This is a genomic window from Streptomyces sp. NPDC005648, assembly GCF_040605395.1.
Lineage (GTDB): Bacteria > Actinomycetota > Actinomycetes > Streptomycetales > Streptomycetaceae > Streptomyces.
Genome location: NZ_JBEXCS010000104.1, coordinates 1 through 14,192, shown reverse-complemented (window position 1 = coordinate 14,192; position 14,192 = coordinate 1). Strand labels below are relative to the sequence as shown.

At 70.7% G+C, this 14,192-nt stretch carries 17 protein-coding genes; 7 read left to right on the top strand and 10 right to left on the bottom strand.

The window, feature by feature from the left end:
- The first annotated feature begins 12 nt into the window (after nt 1–12).
- Complete coding sequence (locus ABZT17_RS38245) at nt 13–585, top strand: AAA family ATPase (protein ID WP_356356205.1); 573 nt, start codon at nt 13–15, stop codon at nt 583–585.
- Between the two features lie 54 nt (nt 586–639).
- On the opposite strand, the gene ABZT17_RS38240 is transcribed toward ABZT17_RS38245, so the two are convergent.
- Nucleotides 640–1,380 (bottom strand): glucose 1-dehydrogenase, encoded by a 741-nt coding sequence (locus ABZT17_RS38240; protein WP_356356203.1) that lies wholly within the window; start codon nt 1,378–1,380, stop codon nt 640–642.
- A 277-nt stretch (nt 1,381–1,657) separates the two neighbouring features.
- Here ABZT17_RS38240 and ABZT17_RS38235 point away from each other — a divergent pair, with 277 nt between their 5' ends.
- Nucleotides 1,658–2,143 (top strand): nuclear transport factor 2 family protein, encoded by a 486-nt coding sequence (locus tag ABZT17_RS38235; RefSeq protein ID WP_356356201.1) that lies wholly within the window; start codon nt 1,658–1,660, stop codon nt 2,141–2,143.
- A 72-nt stretch (nt 2,144–2,215) separates the two neighbouring features.
- A complete protein-coding gene (gene lnt / locus ABZT17_RS38230) occupies nt 2,216–3,781 on the top strand; it encodes an apolipoprotein N-acyltransferase (protein WP_356356199.1) in 1,566 nt (521 codons plus the stop codon).
- Here the strand turns inward: lnt and ABZT17_RS38225 are convergent.
- The gene (locus tag ABZT17_RS38225) at nt 3,705–4,610 is read right to left on the bottom strand and encodes a Gfo/Idh/MocA family oxidoreductase (RefSeq protein ID WP_356356197.1); all 906 of its coding nucleotides are present in this window, start codon (nt 4,608–4,610) and stop codon (nt 3,705–3,707) included. The genes lnt and ABZT17_RS38225 overlap by 77 nt on opposite strands.
- Nucleotides 4,611–4,783: 173 nt before the next feature.
- On the opposite strand from ABZT17_RS38225, the gene ABZT17_RS38220 reads away from it, so the two are divergent.
- Together ABZT17_RS38220 and ABZT17_RS38215 are read left to right on the top strand one after the other, a co-directional pair.
- Nucleotides 4,784–5,296, top strand: coding sequence for a DinB family protein (locus ABZT17_RS38220; RefSeq protein WP_356356195.1), 513 nt, complete (start codon nt 4,784–4,786; stop codon nt 5,294–5,296).
- A gap of 151 nt (nt 5,297–5,447) precedes the next feature.
- On the top strand, nt 5,448–5,894 hold the full coding sequence (locus tag ABZT17_RS38215) for a hypothetical protein (RefSeq protein WP_356356193.1): 447 nt from the start codon (nt 5,448–5,450) through the stop codon (nt 5,892–5,894).
- Nucleotides 5,895–5,921: 27 nt separating this feature from the next.
- On the opposite strand, the gene ABZT17_RS38210 is transcribed toward ABZT17_RS38215, so the two are convergent.
- From ABZT17_RS38210 to ABZT17_RS38180, 7 genes are all read right to left on the bottom strand, one after another.
- The gene (locus tag ABZT17_RS38210; RefSeq protein ID WP_356356191.1) at nt 5,922–6,449 is read right to left on the bottom strand and encodes a hypothetical protein; all 528 of its coding nucleotides are present in this window, start codon (nt 6,447–6,449) and stop codon (nt 5,922–5,924) included.
- 187 nt (nt 6,450–6,636) lie between these two features.
- On the bottom strand, nt 6,637–7,320 hold the full coding sequence (ung, locus tag ABZT17_RS38205) for a uracil-DNA glycosylase (protein WP_356356189.1): 684 nt from the start codon (nt 7,318–7,320) through the stop codon (nt 6,637–6,639).
- A gap of 91 nt (nt 7,321–7,411) precedes the next feature.
- The gene (locus ABZT17_RS38200) at nt 7,412–8,995 is read right to left on the bottom strand and encodes an ABC transporter substrate-binding protein (protein ID WP_356356187.1); all 1,584 of its coding nucleotides are present in this window, start codon (nt 8,993–8,995) and stop codon (nt 7,412–7,414) included.
- A 211-nt stretch (nt 8,996–9,206) separates the two neighbouring features.
- On the bottom strand, nt 9,207–9,968 hold the full coding sequence (locus ABZT17_RS38195) for an SDR family oxidoreductase (protein WP_356356185.1): 762 nt from the start codon (nt 9,966–9,968) through the stop codon (nt 9,207–9,209).
- Between the two features lie 14 nt (nt 9,969–9,982).
- Nucleotides 9,983–10,744, bottom strand: coding sequence for a 3-oxoacyl-ACP reductase FabG (gene fabG, locus ABZT17_RS38190; protein WP_356356183.1), 762 nt, complete (start codon nt 10,742–10,744; stop codon nt 9,983–9,985).
- Nucleotides 10,745–10,869: 125 nt separating this feature from the next.
- A complete protein-coding gene (locus tag ABZT17_RS38185; RefSeq protein WP_356356182.1) occupies nt 10,870–11,319 on the bottom strand; it encodes a DUF3037 domain-containing protein in 450 nt (149 codons plus the stop codon).
- Complete coding sequence (locus ABZT17_RS38180) at nt 11,316–12,080, bottom strand: HipA family kinase (protein ID WP_356356181.1); 765 nt, start codon at nt 12,078–12,080, stop codon at nt 11,316–11,318. The genes ABZT17_RS38185 and ABZT17_RS38180 overlap by 4 nt, the downstream gene beginning before the upstream one ends.
- Before the next feature lie 189 nt (nt 12,081–12,269).
- Here ABZT17_RS38180 and ABZT17_RS38175 point away from each other — a divergent pair, with 189 nt between their 5' ends.
- Nucleotides 12,270–12,764 carry a Rieske (2Fe-2S) protein gene (locus ABZT17_RS38175; RefSeq protein ID WP_356356179.1) on the top strand — a complete coding sequence of 165 codons (495 nt, stop codon included), beginning with the start codon at nt 12,270–12,272 and terminating at the stop codon, nt 12,762–12,764.
- On the opposite strand, the gene ABZT17_RS38170 is transcribed toward ABZT17_RS38175, so the two are convergent.
- Complete coding sequence (locus ABZT17_RS38170; protein WP_356356177.1) at nt 12,751–13,407, bottom strand: cysteine hydrolase; 657 nt, start codon at nt 13,405–13,407, stop codon at nt 12,751–12,753. The two genes, ABZT17_RS38175 and ABZT17_RS38170, sit on opposite strands and share 14 nt — an antisense overlap.
- Before the next feature lie 142 nt (nt 13,408–13,549).
- Here ABZT17_RS38170 and ABZT17_RS38165 point away from each other — a divergent pair, with 142 nt between their 5' ends.
- A complete protein-coding gene (locus ABZT17_RS38165) occupies nt 13,550–14,017 on the top strand; it encodes a pyridoxamine 5'-phosphate oxidase family protein (RefSeq protein WP_356356175.1) in 468 nt (155 codons plus the stop codon).
- Nucleotides 14,018–14,192 lie beyond the last annotated feature (175 nt).

Below are 14,192 nucleotides of genomic sequence, written 5' to 3'. Positions count from 1 at the left end.
GGGGTCCCCGGTATGGAGCACCTGGAGAGCGTCCCCGCGCGCCGAGGCCTCGTCATCTTCCTGAACGGCACGTCCAGTTCGGGCAAGTCCAGCATCGCGGCCCAGCTGGTGCGGATCCTGGAGGAGCCGTACTTCCATATGCCGGTCGACGCGTTCCACGCCATGCGGTCCCGGGTGCCGGTTGCGCCGGACCAGTTGGCCACCGTGCTGCACCGGACCTGGCAGGGCTTCCACCGCGCGGTCGCCGGGATGGCCGCCGCCGGGAACAACGTCGTCGTGGACCATGTGCTGAGCGCGGAGTGGCGGCTGAGGGACTGTCTGTCGGTGCTGGTCCCGGAGGATGTGGTGCTCGTCGGCGTGCACTGCCCCGTCGAGGAGCTGGAGCGTCGTGAGCGTGAGCGCGGGGATCGGCCGCCGGGACTGGCCGCGCGTCAGCTGAAGCAGGTGCACGCTCACGGGCTCTACGACGTGGAGTGCGACACCGCCGTGGAGAGCGCGCGTGAATGCGCCCTGCGTATCAAGGAGTTCCTGCCCGCGAGGCCGAGGCCGACCGCATTCGAACGGCTGCGGGCCGGCTACGGCTGAGAACCGGCACCGGTGCCCGCCCGGCGCGGAGGGTCGCCACCACGCTGCTGAGCCTCAGCGCCCGCCGGCCACCCGCAGAACCGCTCCCGTCGTGTACGAGGCCTCCGGTGACATCAGCCAGGCGATGGCCGCCGCGATCTCCTCGGGCTGCCCCGGCCGCCGTAGCGGAATCGCCTCCGCCATACGGTGGGCCCGGTCCGGGTCGCCCATCGTGGCGTGCATGTCGGTGTCGATCGCGCCGGGCGCGACCGCGTTGACGCGGATGCCGTCCGGGCCGAGTTCCTTGGCCAGGCCCACGGTGAGGGCGTCGACGGCCGCCTTGGTCGCCGCGTAGTGGACGTACTCCCCGGGGCTGCCGAGCGTGGCCGCGCCCGAGGACACGTTCACGATGACGCCGCTCCCCCGCGCCGTCATGAGCTGGGCCGCCCGGCGTGAACACAGCAGCGTGCCCAGGAGGTTGACGTCCACGACCCGGCGCAGGGTCGCCGTGTCGGTGTCCGCGAGGCGGCCCAGCAGTCCGGTCACACCGGCGTTGTTCACCAGCCCCGTGATCGGGCCGAGTTCGCGTTCCGCCGTCTCGAAGAGGCGCGCGACGTCGGCCTCGACGGCCGTGTCCGCCCGCACCGCGACGGCACGGCGGCCCGCCGTCCGCACCCCCCGCGCCACCGCCTCGGCTGCCTCGACGTCATGGACGTACCCGACCAGCACGTCATGTCCCTCCGCCGCGAGCCGTAGACAGGTCGCCGCGCCGATGCCCCTGCTCCCCCCGGTGACGACCGTGACGAGACGCTTCATGGGACCTCCCAGCACCAGGAACAGCCATTCATCAGTGATCGATCATCGATCAACCAGGGGTCAGTATACGGAGAGGGACAGGAACGGGCCTGTCACCGCGTCAGCCTGAATCGGCCAGTACGGCAAGGGAGTTACCGTCACGACCGGGCAAGCCGGTTCGGTGCGGAGCGGGTTCGGCGGCCATTCGGCGCCCTGGGGCGTGGACGTCGTATGACAAGGAACCGAATATCACCGCACGCCCCTTGGCCCGGCACGCGCCATGCCCAACACTGAGCCGATGACGCAGCGCGTGGAGCTCGCGACCGTGATGGACCGGCTGGCCGTCGACGAGTTGGTCACCGACTACGCGGTGGCGGTGGACGACGGCGACTGGACGGCGTACCGGGGGCTGTTCACGCCCGACGGACGCGCCGACTACCGTTCGGCCGGTGGCATCGAGGGAGACGCGGGAAGCGTCTCCGCCTGGCTGGCCGAAAACATGCTGCTGTTCCCGATGCGGCAGCATCTGATCGTCAACCGCCGGGTGCGGTTCGGGACCCTGGAGCAGGACACCGGCGACACCGCGCGCGTGCAGGCCGACTACGTCAATCCGATGCGCTTCGACTCCCCGGACGGCGAGGGTGCCGCACCCGACTTCGTCTGCGGCGGGCGCTACGCCTTCGGGCTGCTGCGGACGTACGACGGCTGGCGGGTGCGCGAGGTCGTCGTGGAGGAGAAGTGGCGGCGGTTGCCCGGGCGGCGGCCCGCTGCGGCGGCCGACTGATCTCGGCCACCTCTGTCCCGGATCATCGAAAACACGCACACTGGAGCCACCCACTGGGTAGGGAGGCGCCGTATGAAGACCTTCGGTCACTGGCTCGCCTCTCCGTGGCGCCGCTCGGTCCTCGCCGCGCTGGCCGGCGCCCTGCCCGTCTTCGCGTTCCCGGCACCGTCGTTGTGGTGGTTCGCGTATGTCGCCCTCGTCCCGTGGATCGTGCTGGTCCGCTCGGCGCCGACCGGGAAGCGGGCGGCCTACGACGGCTGGTGCGGCGGTTTCGGGTACATGCTGGCGGTGCACCACTGGCTGCTGCCGAGCCTGAACGTGTTCATCTTCGTCCTCGCCGCCCTGCTGGGCGCGCTCTGGGCGCCCTGGGGCTGGCTGGTGCGCCGCTTCCTGGCCGGGGTGCCCGGGCCCGGGCGGGGGACGGCCGCCCTGCTCGTCCTGCCGTCGGGCTGGCTGATGGTCGAACTGGTGCGGTCCTGGCAGGGCCTTGGCGGGCCGTGGGGCGTGATCGGCTCCAGTCAGTGGCAGGTGGAGCCCGCGCTGCGGCTGGCCTCGGTCGGCGGGGTGTGGCTGCTGAGCTTCCTGGTGGTGGCCGTCAACATCGCCCTCGCCGTGCTGCTGTCGGTCCGTGAGTCCCGGGTGCCGGCCGTCGCCGGGCTGGTCGCGACGGCCGCCGCCACCTCGGCGGCCTGGGTGTGGTCACCGCGACCTGACACGGACGGCCGGGTACGGGTGGCGGTGGTCCAGCCGGGGATCATCAACGGCCCGGACCAGCGCTTCGACCGCGAGGAACAGCTCACCCGTCAGCTCGCCGGGCGGGACCTCGACCTGATCGTCTGGGGTGAGAGCAGCGTCGGCTTCGACCTCGCGGACCGGCCGGATCTGGCCAAGCGGATCGCGGCGCTCGCGCGGGAGACGAAGGCCGACATCCTGGTCAACGTCGACGCCCGGCGCTCCGACAGGCCCGGCATCTACAAGAGTTCGATCCTGGTCGGCCCGGACGGCCCCACCGGCGACCGCTACGACAAGATGCGCCTGGTGCCCTTCGGTGAGTACATACCGGCCCGCAGGCTGCTCGGCTGGGCCACCTCCGTCGGCAAGGCGGCCGGTGAGGACCGCCGGCGCGGCACCGAACAGGTGATCATGAACGTCGGGCCCGGCCTGCGCGTCGGCCCGATGGTCTGTTTCGAGTCGGCGTTCCCCGACATGAGCCGCCATCTCGCCGAGGACGGCGCGGAGTTGCTGATAGCGCAGTCCTCGACCTCCTCCTTCCAGGACAGCTGGGCCCCCGAACAGCACGCCTCCCTCGCCGCGCTGCGCGCCGCCGAGACCGGCCGCCCGATGGTCCACGCGACGCTCACCGGGGTGTCGGCGGTGTACGGGGCGAGCGGGCAGCGGATCGGCTCGTGGCTGGGCACCGACAAGAGCACCTCAGTGGTATATGACATTCCACTGGCCCACGGCGTGACCCCCTACGTCCGCTACGGCGACTGGCCGGTGCACGGCGCGCTGGTGATCCTCACGGTGTGGTGCGCGACCGAGGGCGTACGGGCGTTCCGGCTCAGGCGGCCCGGTCCGCAACCGCACGTACCACGCGCTCGCACAGTTCGTGAGTCGCCAGTGCGTCCCGGGCGCTGAGCACCTTGCCCGCCCGTACGGCGTCCAGGAAGGCCAGTGCCGCCTGCTCGATGCCGCGCTGCCGGGCCACCGGCACCCAGTCGCCGCGCCGGCGCACGGTCGGCTGTCCCTTGTGGTCGATTATCTCGGCGAGGTTGACCACCTGACGCTTGGTGTCCTGCCCGGACACCTCCAGGACCTCCTCGGCCGAGCCGCTGAGCCGGTTCATCACGCCGAGCGCGGTGAAGCCGTCGCCGGCCAGCTGGAGCACGACATGGTGCAGCAGACCGTCCTGCACGCGCGCGCGTACCGTCACGTCGTCGATCGGACCGGGCACCAGGAACCGCAGGGTGTCGACGACATGGATGAAGTCGTCGAGGATCATCGAGCGCGGCTCCTCCGGCAGCCCGATCCGGTTCTTCTGCAGGAGGATCAGCTCGCGTGGATGGTCTGCGCACTGCGCGTACGCGGGCGCGAAGCGCCGGTTGAAGCCGACGACGAGCGAGAGGTCGCGTTCCTCGGCGAGCGCCACCAGCCGCTCGGAGTCGGCCAGCCGGTAGGCGAGCGGCTTGTCCACGTACGTCGGCACACCCGCCTCCAGCAGCCGCGTCACGATCTCGGGGTGCGCGACGGTGGGCGCGTGCACGAAGGCCGCGTCGAGGTCCTGGGCGAGGAGGGAGTCGAGGTCACGGTGGCGCCGGTCGGCCCCGAGGTGGAGGCTGTCGCCGACCCGGTCCAGCGTGGCGGGGGTGCGGGTCTGGAGGTGCAGATCGACTCCGGCCAGGGCGCCGAGCACCGGGAGGTAGGCCTTCTGCGCGATGTCGCCGAGTCCGATGCAGCCGACCTTCACGGGACGGTCTCCTCTGGTGGTTGCCTGCCGGGGTCCTGCCGGAAGCATACGGCCGCGGCGGGGGCCGTCGGCCGGCGATCGTGCCGGCACCCCGCACAGGCCCGGCCCCCCGCACAGGACGCCCTGGCACAAAATGCCGGGTGGCGATGGACGGGGTGGGTGATGATGCGGGCATGACGACCGAACGCCGTGAACCCGCGACCGACGCCGACGAGCGCACCATGCTGGAGGGCTGGCTCGACTACCACCGGCAGACCCTGGCGTGGAAGTGCGAGGGCCTGAGCGACGCCCAGCTGCGGACGGCCGCCGTCGAGCCGTCCTCGCTGTCCCTGATGGGGCTGGTGCGGCATCTCGCCGAGTGCGAGCGGGGCTGGTTCCGCAAGGTCCTCGTGGACGACGACGCGGGCCCCCTCTACTACACCGACGAGGACCCGGACGGCGAGTTCCACCTCACGGACGCGGACACCTGGGACGAGGCGTACGCCACCTGGCAGGCCGAGATCGGGATCGCCCGGGCCAACGCGGCCCGCTTCGGCCTGGACGACCTCTCCGCGGGCAGGAGCCGGCGCAGCGGTGAGCGGTTCAACCTGCGCTGGATCTACACCCACATGATCGAGGAGTACGCCCGCCACAACGGCCACGCCGACCTGCTGCGCGAGCGCGTCGACGGCTCCACCGGCGACTGACGTCAGCCGGGCCGCGCCCGCGCCCTCCGTACGGGGACGGAGATCACCCGTGCGGGGCACGATCCGCTTGTCCGCTGTCCTCCGGGGCGTCCAAGACGACATTGTTGCCCGGGTGCATCGAACGACGACCACCGCAACGCTCCTGGTCACCGTGGCTGTATCGGCCCTCACCGGCTGTGTGACCGTCCAGCGCCCACCCGTGCCCGGCCCGCCGCTGACGGCGCCGTCCCAGCCGTCGGCCCCCCGTCCCGACGGCGAGGCGGAGCCGCAGATCGTGCAGGCGCCGGCGCGGGAGGCGCTGGAGATGATCGGCCCGTCCCGGCGGGCGGAGGACGGGACGCCGAAGCAGCACCGCCCGGCCGAGGGCGCGCCGGCTCCGGCCGAGCGACCGGCGCCGGCGCGCTCGCGTCCACGGCCGCATCCCCGTGAACCGCGTCCGGAGCACCGGCAGCCGCAGCGGCCACGGGTCGACATTCCGGACGTGACCAAATCGGTTCCGAAGAGCACGAAGGACGTGTGCGCGTTGGGGCGGCGGTACGGGGGCTGGCGGGCGGACAGTCCGGAGTCCGTCATCTGCAAGCAGGAGTACGGGCGTTGAGGCGGCCGTAGCTCGCCGCGGGACCGATCAGGGCCGCTGTCTCGGCGGCCCCCACCCTCCGTCCCCGTCGGCGCCCCGCTCCCCCAGGCTCGACTCCAGTCGGCTGATGGCCGCCCACACTCCGTCGCCGTAACGGTCGTCGCCGAGCGCGGTGGCGGCGGTCCGGGCCGAGCTCAGATGGGTGCGGGCGGCGCCGTCGCGGCCGAGTCTCAGATAGTCGTCGGCCAGGTTCACGTGCAGGGAGGGGTACAGCGCCCTCACCGCGAGGGTGTGCTCGTGCTCGTGGTCGTGGGAGCGCTCGCCGGTCAGTTCCTCGGCCGCTGTCAACGCCCGCAGGTCCCAGGCGAGTTCGTCGGAGGGGTCGTCCTGGGTGTCGGCCAGGTAGTGGGCCAGGGTGCAGCGGTGGAGGGGGTCGCCGTGCTCGCCGATCTCCGACCACAGCTGGAGGAAGCGGTGGCGGGCCTCCTCGCGGTCGCCGGCGTGGTGGAGGATGACGACCTGGCCGATGCGGGTCATGACGGTGTCGGGGGTGGTCTGGTTCTGCTGGTCCACCACGGGGTCCTCCGGAGGTTTGGCCGGGTTTGTCCGCATCGACGCTAATCGGCTCCCTTGGCTTTGGTGATCAGGCCGCGCCGTTGTGGTGCCGGTGCGTGGTGGACTGCGGGTCGGTGGGGGCTTGTCGCGCCCGCGCGGCGGAGCCGCGTGGTGATGCCGCGGGTGCCCCCACCTTGCCCTCGGGTTGTCAGGTCAGGTTGGGGATGGTCCAGTCGATGGGGGTGTGGCCCTGGGCTGCCACCGCTTCGTCGATCTGGGTGAAGGGGCGGGAGCCGAAGAACTTCTTCGCGGACAGGGGGGACGGGTGCGCGCCCTTGACCACCGCGTGGCGGGTCTCGTCGATCAGGGGGAGCTTCTTCTGGGCGTAGTTGCCCCACAGGACGAAGACCGCCGGGTCGGGGCGGTCGGCGACCGCGCGGATGACCGCGTCGGTGAACTTCTCCCAGCCCTTGCCCTTGTGGGAGTTGGCCTCGCCGGAGCGGACCGTGAGGACCGCGTTGAGGAGGAGGACGCCCTGCTGGGCCCACGGCATGAGGTAGCCGTTGTCGGGGACGGGGGTGCCCAGCTCGTCGTGCATCTCCTTGTAGATGTTGCGCAGGGACGGCGGGATCCTGACGCCGGGGCGGACCGAGAAGCACAGGCCGTGGCCCTGGCCCTCGCCGTGGTACGGGTCCTGGCCGAGGATCAGGACCTTCACCTGGTCGTACGGCGTGGCGTCCAGCGCGGCGAAGACCTCCTCGCGCGGCGGGTACACGGGACCCTTCGCCCGCTCCTCCTCGACGAACTCCGTCAGCTCCTTGAAGTAGGGCTGCTGCAGCTCGTCGCCCAGAACCCCGCGCCAGGACTCGGGCAGCATGGCGGTGTCGGTCACGTCAACGTCCTCATGTCGTACGGTCACTTGCGGTTCTCAGAACCTACAGGCGACCACTGACAACGGCCTTCCGCTCCCCCAAGTCCGCGCGCTACCAGCTGGTCTTGCGGTACAGCTGCCACATCATCATGATCGTCGACGGGTCGAGCGCCTGTTCCGCGCCGGAGATGTCGTCGCTGGCGGCCACGTACTGCTTGCCCTGCCACAGCGGAAGCAGCCGGGCGTCGTGCACGAGGATCTGCTGGGCCCGCTCGAAGTCCGAGACCACGTTGGCCCGGTCGCTCTCACCGCGCGAGCGGGGCAGCAGCACGCCGGTGATCTCGGGCTGCGGGTAGGGCGTGCCGAGCGCGTTCTGGTTGCCGACGAAGGGCGCGATGAAGTTGTCGGGGTCCGGGAAGTCGGGGAACCAGCCGCGGCCGAAGACCGGGTACTCGCCGTTCTGGTAACCGGTGACATAGGTGTTCCAGGGGCGGCTCCGCAGGGTGACCGTGAAGAGGCCGGAGGCTTCCAGCTGGCGTTTGATCTCGGTGAACTCCGGCCTGGTGGAGGAGCCGTAGCGGTCGCTGGTGTACCAGAGGGTCAGCGGCACGCGCCGGGTGATGCCGGCGTCGGTGAGGATCCTGCGGGCCTTGACGGTGCTGGGGTTGCCGAAGTCGTCGAAGAAGTCGGTGGTGTGGCCGGTCAGGCCCTTGGGGACCATCGAGTACAGGGGCTCCACGGTGTCCTTGTAGACCTTGTGCGCGATGGCCCCGCGGTCGACGACCTGGGCGACGGCCTTGCGTACGGCGGGCTTCCCGGCCCAGGGGTCCCTGGGGTTGAACACCAGGTAGTTGATCTCGATGCCGGCGCCCTCGACGAGCTGGAGGCTGCCGTCCGCGTCGTGTTTCTGCAGGTCGACGATGTCGTCCGCGTCCAGACCGCGGAAGGCCACATCGAGCGTGCCCTTCTTCAGGTCGGCGACCATGGGGGCCGACTCGCGGTAGTAGCGGATGGTCACCGCGTCGTTCTTGCGGTCGGCGTAGCCCTTGTAGTCGCCGTTCCTGACGAGCTGGGCCTTCTTGCCCTCCTCGTACGACTGGAGTGTGTAGGGCCCGGAGCCGTCCACCCTGCCGTCCTTGCGCAGCGAGGAGGCCGGGTACTTCCGGGGGTCGACGATCGACATCGCGGGCGTGGCGAGCACGAACGGGAAGGTGGCGTCCGGTTTGTTGAGATGGAAGACGACCGTCTTGTCGCCGAGCGCCTGGACCCGGTCGAGGCTGCCGAGCAGGCCCGCGGGGCCGCCGTTGAGGTTGATCTTCCTGATGCGGTCGATCGAGTACTTGACCGCCTGGGCGTCGAGCGTGTGCCCGTCGGAGAACTTCAGGCCCGGGCGCAGCTCGCATCTGAACGTTCTGTTCGAGCCGTCCGTGAAGGCGCACTTCCGCGCGGCGTCGGGCTGCGGAGTGGTCGCGCCGACCGGGTAGTTGAGGAGCGTTTGGTAAATATTGCGGAACAGCTCCCAGGACTGGTCCCAGGAGGCGGCGGGGTCCAGGGTGCTGGGGGCGCTGGTCGTCCCGACCGTGATCGGTCCCTTGTCGCCGGAGGAGTCCGACGAGAGGACTCCGCATCCGGTCACCAGGGACGATATGGACGCGATGGCCGCCACCTGACGCAGGCGTCGCTTCCGGTTGAACACGCGCTCGCTCCTCGATCCGCCGTACCAAGGGTCGGCAGACCATACCGCAGTGTCGGCGAAGTTGAACCCCGGTCGAAAAGGGCCCTTGATCAGGTTGTTCATGACGACGTTGTCAGCGGACTGTGCCCTTCCTGTACGACGACGAGGGTGCCGTTTCCGTCAAGGAAACGGCACCCTCGGGTGCCCGATCGTTACAGTCGCAACCGTTCGCTCAGCCGACGCCGGCGTTCAGGAAGATGCCGCCGTCGACCACGAGCGTCTGGCCGGTGACCCAGGCGGACTGCTCGGAGGTGAGGAAGGCCGCGGCACCGCCGATGTCGGACGGCACACCGAGCCGGGCCAGCGGGTAGGCGGCGGCCGCCTCGGCCTCCCGGCCCTCGTACAGGGCCTTGGCGAACTGGGTCTTCACCACGGCCGGGGCGATCGCGTTGACCCGCACCCTCGGCGCGAACTCGTGCGCCAGCTGCTGGGTGAGGTTGATCAGCGCGGCCTTGCTGACGCCGTACGCGGCGATGAAGGGCGAGGGCGCGATGCCCGCGACGGACGCGATGTTGACGATCGCGCCGCCGTTGTCCTTCTGCCAGGCGTGCCAGGTCTTCTGGGCGAAGCCGAGCGCGGAGATCACGTTGGTCTCGAAGACCTTGCGGGCCACGTTCAGGTCGAGGTCGGCGATCGGGCCGAACACCGGGTTGGTACCGGCGTTGTTGACCAGATAGTCGACACGGCCGAAGGCCTCCATGGCGCGCTCGACGACCTCGGTCTGGTGCTCCAGGTCGTGCGCCTTGCCGGCGATGCCGATGACGCGCTCGGCGCCGAGCTTCTCGACGGCCTCCTTGAGGGCGTCCTCGTTGCGGCCGGTGATGGCGACCCGGTCGCCGCGGGCGACGAGGGCCTCGGCGACGCCGTAGCCGATACCGCGGCTGGCGCCGGTGACGACGGCGGCCCGGCCGGAGAGTGCGGGCAGTTCAGTCATGAGGGGAGGTTCTCCTAGTCGAGCGGTCCGCCGGCGACGTACAGCACCTGGCCGGAGACGAATCCGGCCGCCTCGCCGGTGAAGAAGGCGATGGCGTTGGCGATGTCGTCCGGCTCGCCGACCCGGGCCACGGGGATCTGGGTGGCGGCCGCGGCCTTGAACTCCTCGAAGCCCATGCCCACGCGCGCGGCGGTGGCGGCGGTCATGTCGGTGGCGATGAAGCCGGGGGCGACGGCGTTGGCGGTGATGCCGAATTTGCCGAGCTCGATCGCGAGGGTCTTGGTGAAGCCCTGCAGACCGGCCTTGGCGGCGGAGTAGTTGGCCTGGCCGCGGTTGCCGAGCGCGGAGGACGAGGACAGGTTGACGACACGGCCGAAGCCGGCGTCGACCATGTGCTTCTGGACGGCCTTCGTCATCAGGAAGGAGCCGCGCAGATGGACGTTGAGGACGGTGTCCCAGTCCGAGGCGCTCATCTTGAACAGCAGGTTGTCGCGGAGCACGCCCGCGTTGTTGACGAGGATCGTGGGCGCGCCGAGCTCCTCGACCACGCGTGCGACGGCCGCCTCGACCTGGGCCTCGTCGGAGACGTCCGCGCCGACCGCGATCGCCCGGCCACCCGCCGCGGTGATCTTCTCCACGGTGTCCTTGCAGGCGGCCTCGTCCAGGTCGATCACGGCGACCGCACGGCCCTCCGCCGCCAGTCGTACGGCGGTGGCGGCCCCGATTCCGCGTGCCGCGCCGGTGACCACGGCTACCCGCTGCTCAGTGGTGGACATTGCTGCTTCTCCTCGCCCTTGAGAGAACCCGCGGCCCGGTGAGCGACCGCTTAGTACCTTCGTCGCACGTGACGCTAGAAGCCATGGCACCCGGTGTCAACGTCACACGGCTGCGGTGTGATCCATTACCTCACCAGCAGGTCGAGCAACCGCTCGGTCTCGGCCACCGGATCGGTGGTGAGCCCAGTGTGCACCGGTCCGGGCTGGACGACCGTGGAGCGCGGCGCGATGAGCCAGCGAAAGCGCCGGCCGGCGTCCTCACCCGCGGCCTGCCCCGCCCCCTCGCCCCCGCCGCAGACGCGTTCGACGGCCCCGAGCGCCGCCCGGATCCCGGCCACGTCGGCCTCCGGGTGGAGGGCCAGCAGCCGTGCCTCGTCGAGGTGGGTGCGGGCGCCGACGTACCCCTGGGCGCGGCAGTAGAGCAGCACGCCCGCGTTGATGCACTCCCCGCGCTCGACGCGGGGCACGACCCGCAGCAGGGCGTACTCGAAGACGTCCCGGTCGTTGGCCTCACTACCGCGGATGATGTGCCGCTCGACCACGGAACCGGCCATGTGGATGTGGCGGTCGCTCACTTGCCCTCCTCGATTCCGGTCACGCGCGTGTGGACGTCGGCGGCGCGGGCGAGCAGCACGCGCGCGTAGGCGTGCCGGAGCCCGTCCGGCGTGTCGAAGCCGGGTTCGTCGGCCAGCCAGACGTCCGGGATCTCCGCGGTCACCTCGGCCAGGAGGTCCTCGGTGACCCGGGGGGCGAGGTCGGCTGCGGCGCCCGCGAGGTCGGGGCGAAAGCGGGCGAGGGCGTGGTCGGAGGCGTCGTAGGAGCGGGCGGCGGACTTCTCGGCGCCGGGCCAGTTGTGGTGCCAGATCATCGTCGCGCCGTGGTCGATGATCCACAGCTCGCCGCCTCGGACGAGGAGGTTGGGGTTGCGCCAGGAGCGGTCGACGTTGTTGATCAGCGCGTCGAACCAGAGGATGCGGCCCGATTCCTCGGGGCTCACCTCGAAGGCGAGCGGGTCGAAGCCCAGGGCGCCGGAGAGGAAGTCCATGCCGAGGTTGGTGCCGCCACTGCCCCTGAGCAGGTCCTGCACCTGCTGCTCGGGCTCACCGAGGCCCAGCACCGGGTCGAGGTCGATCGTCACCAGGCGGGGCATCCGGAAGCCGAGCCGGCGGGCCAGCTCGCCGCAGACGACCTCGGCGACCAGCGTCTTGCGGCCCTGTCCGGCGCCGGTGAACTTCATGACGTACGTCCCGAAGTCGTCCGCCTCGACGAGCCCCGGCAGTGAACCGCCCTCTCGCAAGGGCGTGATGTAGCGGGTCGCGATGACTTCCTTCAGCATCGCCCCAGGTTACTGGCCCTGTGACCGGCCGGGTTCACGGCCGACAGCGAAGCGACAGCTTGGCCTTACCCCTTCATGACCTCGAACACGTTTAGATCTCGACAACGTCTGAACAACCGATGCGCTCACCCCGTACCCCTGACCAGATCCACGAAGCTTGCGATGTCTTGCAATGAAGGGAACGTCAGCATGACGACCAGCGAATCGCTTCCCCCCACCGCGGCGCCCGGCCGCCGTACCGTCGTTGCGGCGGTCGGCGCGGCCGGACTCGCCGTCGCGCTGAGCGCCTGCGGATCGTCCGACGACAGCTCCTCCTCCGACACCTCGAACACCCAGGCCGGGGCCAACGCCAGCGGCGGCGGCTCGGGCGCGAGCGCCTCGACGGGCTCCGGCGGCGGCACGGCCCTGGCGAAGACCACCGACATCCCCGAGGGTGGCGGCAAGATCTTCAAGGACCAGTCCGTCGTGGTCACCCAGCCGGCTTCGGGCACCTACAAGGCGTTCTCGACCAGGTGTCCGCACGCGGGCTGCGCGGTCAGTTCCATCTCCAACGGGGTCATCGTGTGCCCGTGCCACGGCAGCGAGTTCTCGGTCACCGACGGCAGCGTGAAGAAGGGGCCGGCGACCACGGGGCTGACCGCCGCCAACGTGACCGTCAGCGGGGACTCGATCACGCTCGCGTGACCCGGACGCGCCGGGGCCGCCCCAGGCAGCCCAGCACCTCGTCCGTGGTCGCGACCGTGGCGACCAGGGCGAGGGTGTGACGGATCATCGCGGGGGTGTAGTCGGCAGGCACCCCCGCGATGGCGTCGGACGGCACCACCACGGTGTAGCCGCGGTTGACCGCGTCGAAGACGGTGTTCGGGATCGCCACGTTCGCCGAGACCCCGGTGACGACCAGGGTGCGGCAGCCGAGGTTGCGCAGCAGTGCGTCGACGTCGGTGCCCTGGATCGGGGAGAGGCCGTGCAGCCGTCGTACGACGAAGTCCTCCTCGGACACCTCGATCGGGGCGGCCACCCGGACCGCCGTGGTGCCGGACAGCTGCTGGACGGGCAGCCGCTCGGCGGCGCGGAAGAGGCGGGCGTTGCGGTTCGCGCCGCGGCCGTCGGGACGGCGCTCGGCGATCGCGTGGACGACCTGGACGCCGCTCTCGTGCGCACCGGCCACCAGCCGGGCGATGTTGGCGAGGGCGCCGGACTGCCGTGCCACGCGGGCGAGTTCGGGCAGAGCGCTGTCCGGTCCTACGACGCCCTGCTGGCACTCGACGGTGAGCAGTACCGTGGTCGCCGGGTCGAGGAGCTCGCTGAGCTGTTCGTACGACGGCACGGGTCCCCCTGGTGGCCTGCGGTCCGGAGCGGGAGAGTAGCGACCATTGCGTACGGACGGAAGACGACCCATCCTTTTCTGACGTGATGTCAGAGGATCACCGGAGTTCCTCTGACACGACGTGAGAGAAAGAGGGGGCCGCATGACCGTCACTCAGCGCAGAGGCCGGAAGATCATGATGACGCCCGGCGAGCTGGACGAGTTCCTCGCCGGCCAGCGCACCTGCCGGGTCGCCACCGTGTCGAAGGACGGCGCTCCGCACGTCAGCACGCTGTGGTTCGCCTGGGACGGCAACTCGATGTGGCTGTACTCCGTGGTGCGCAGCAAGCGCTGGACCGATCTGCGGCGCGACCCGCGGGTCGCGATCGTCGTCGACACGGGCGAGGAGTACGACGAGCTGCGGGGCGTCGAGCTGTCCGGGGCCGTGGAGTTCGTGGGCGAGGCCCCCCGCACGGGCGAGCTGTGCGCCGAACTCGACGTCCCCGAAACGCTGTTCGCCCGCAAGAACTTCAACCTGGAGGAGATGCCGCACGACGGCCGGCACGCCTGGATGCGACTGACCCCGGACAAGATAGTGTCCTGGGACTTCCGCAAGCTGGGTCCAGCGTAGGGCGTGTTGCGAAAGTCCCGCCTGCCGCTCGACGCCTGGCACGCTCCCCCACTGCCTCAAGGGCGTGGGAGGTGCCCCCACTCGCCGCACCGGGCGAAAACCCACGTACAACCAGTACGAGGGCTTCCGCCCGGCACGCCGAGAGCACGCCCCAGACGCCGCCCGGCCCGCCCTC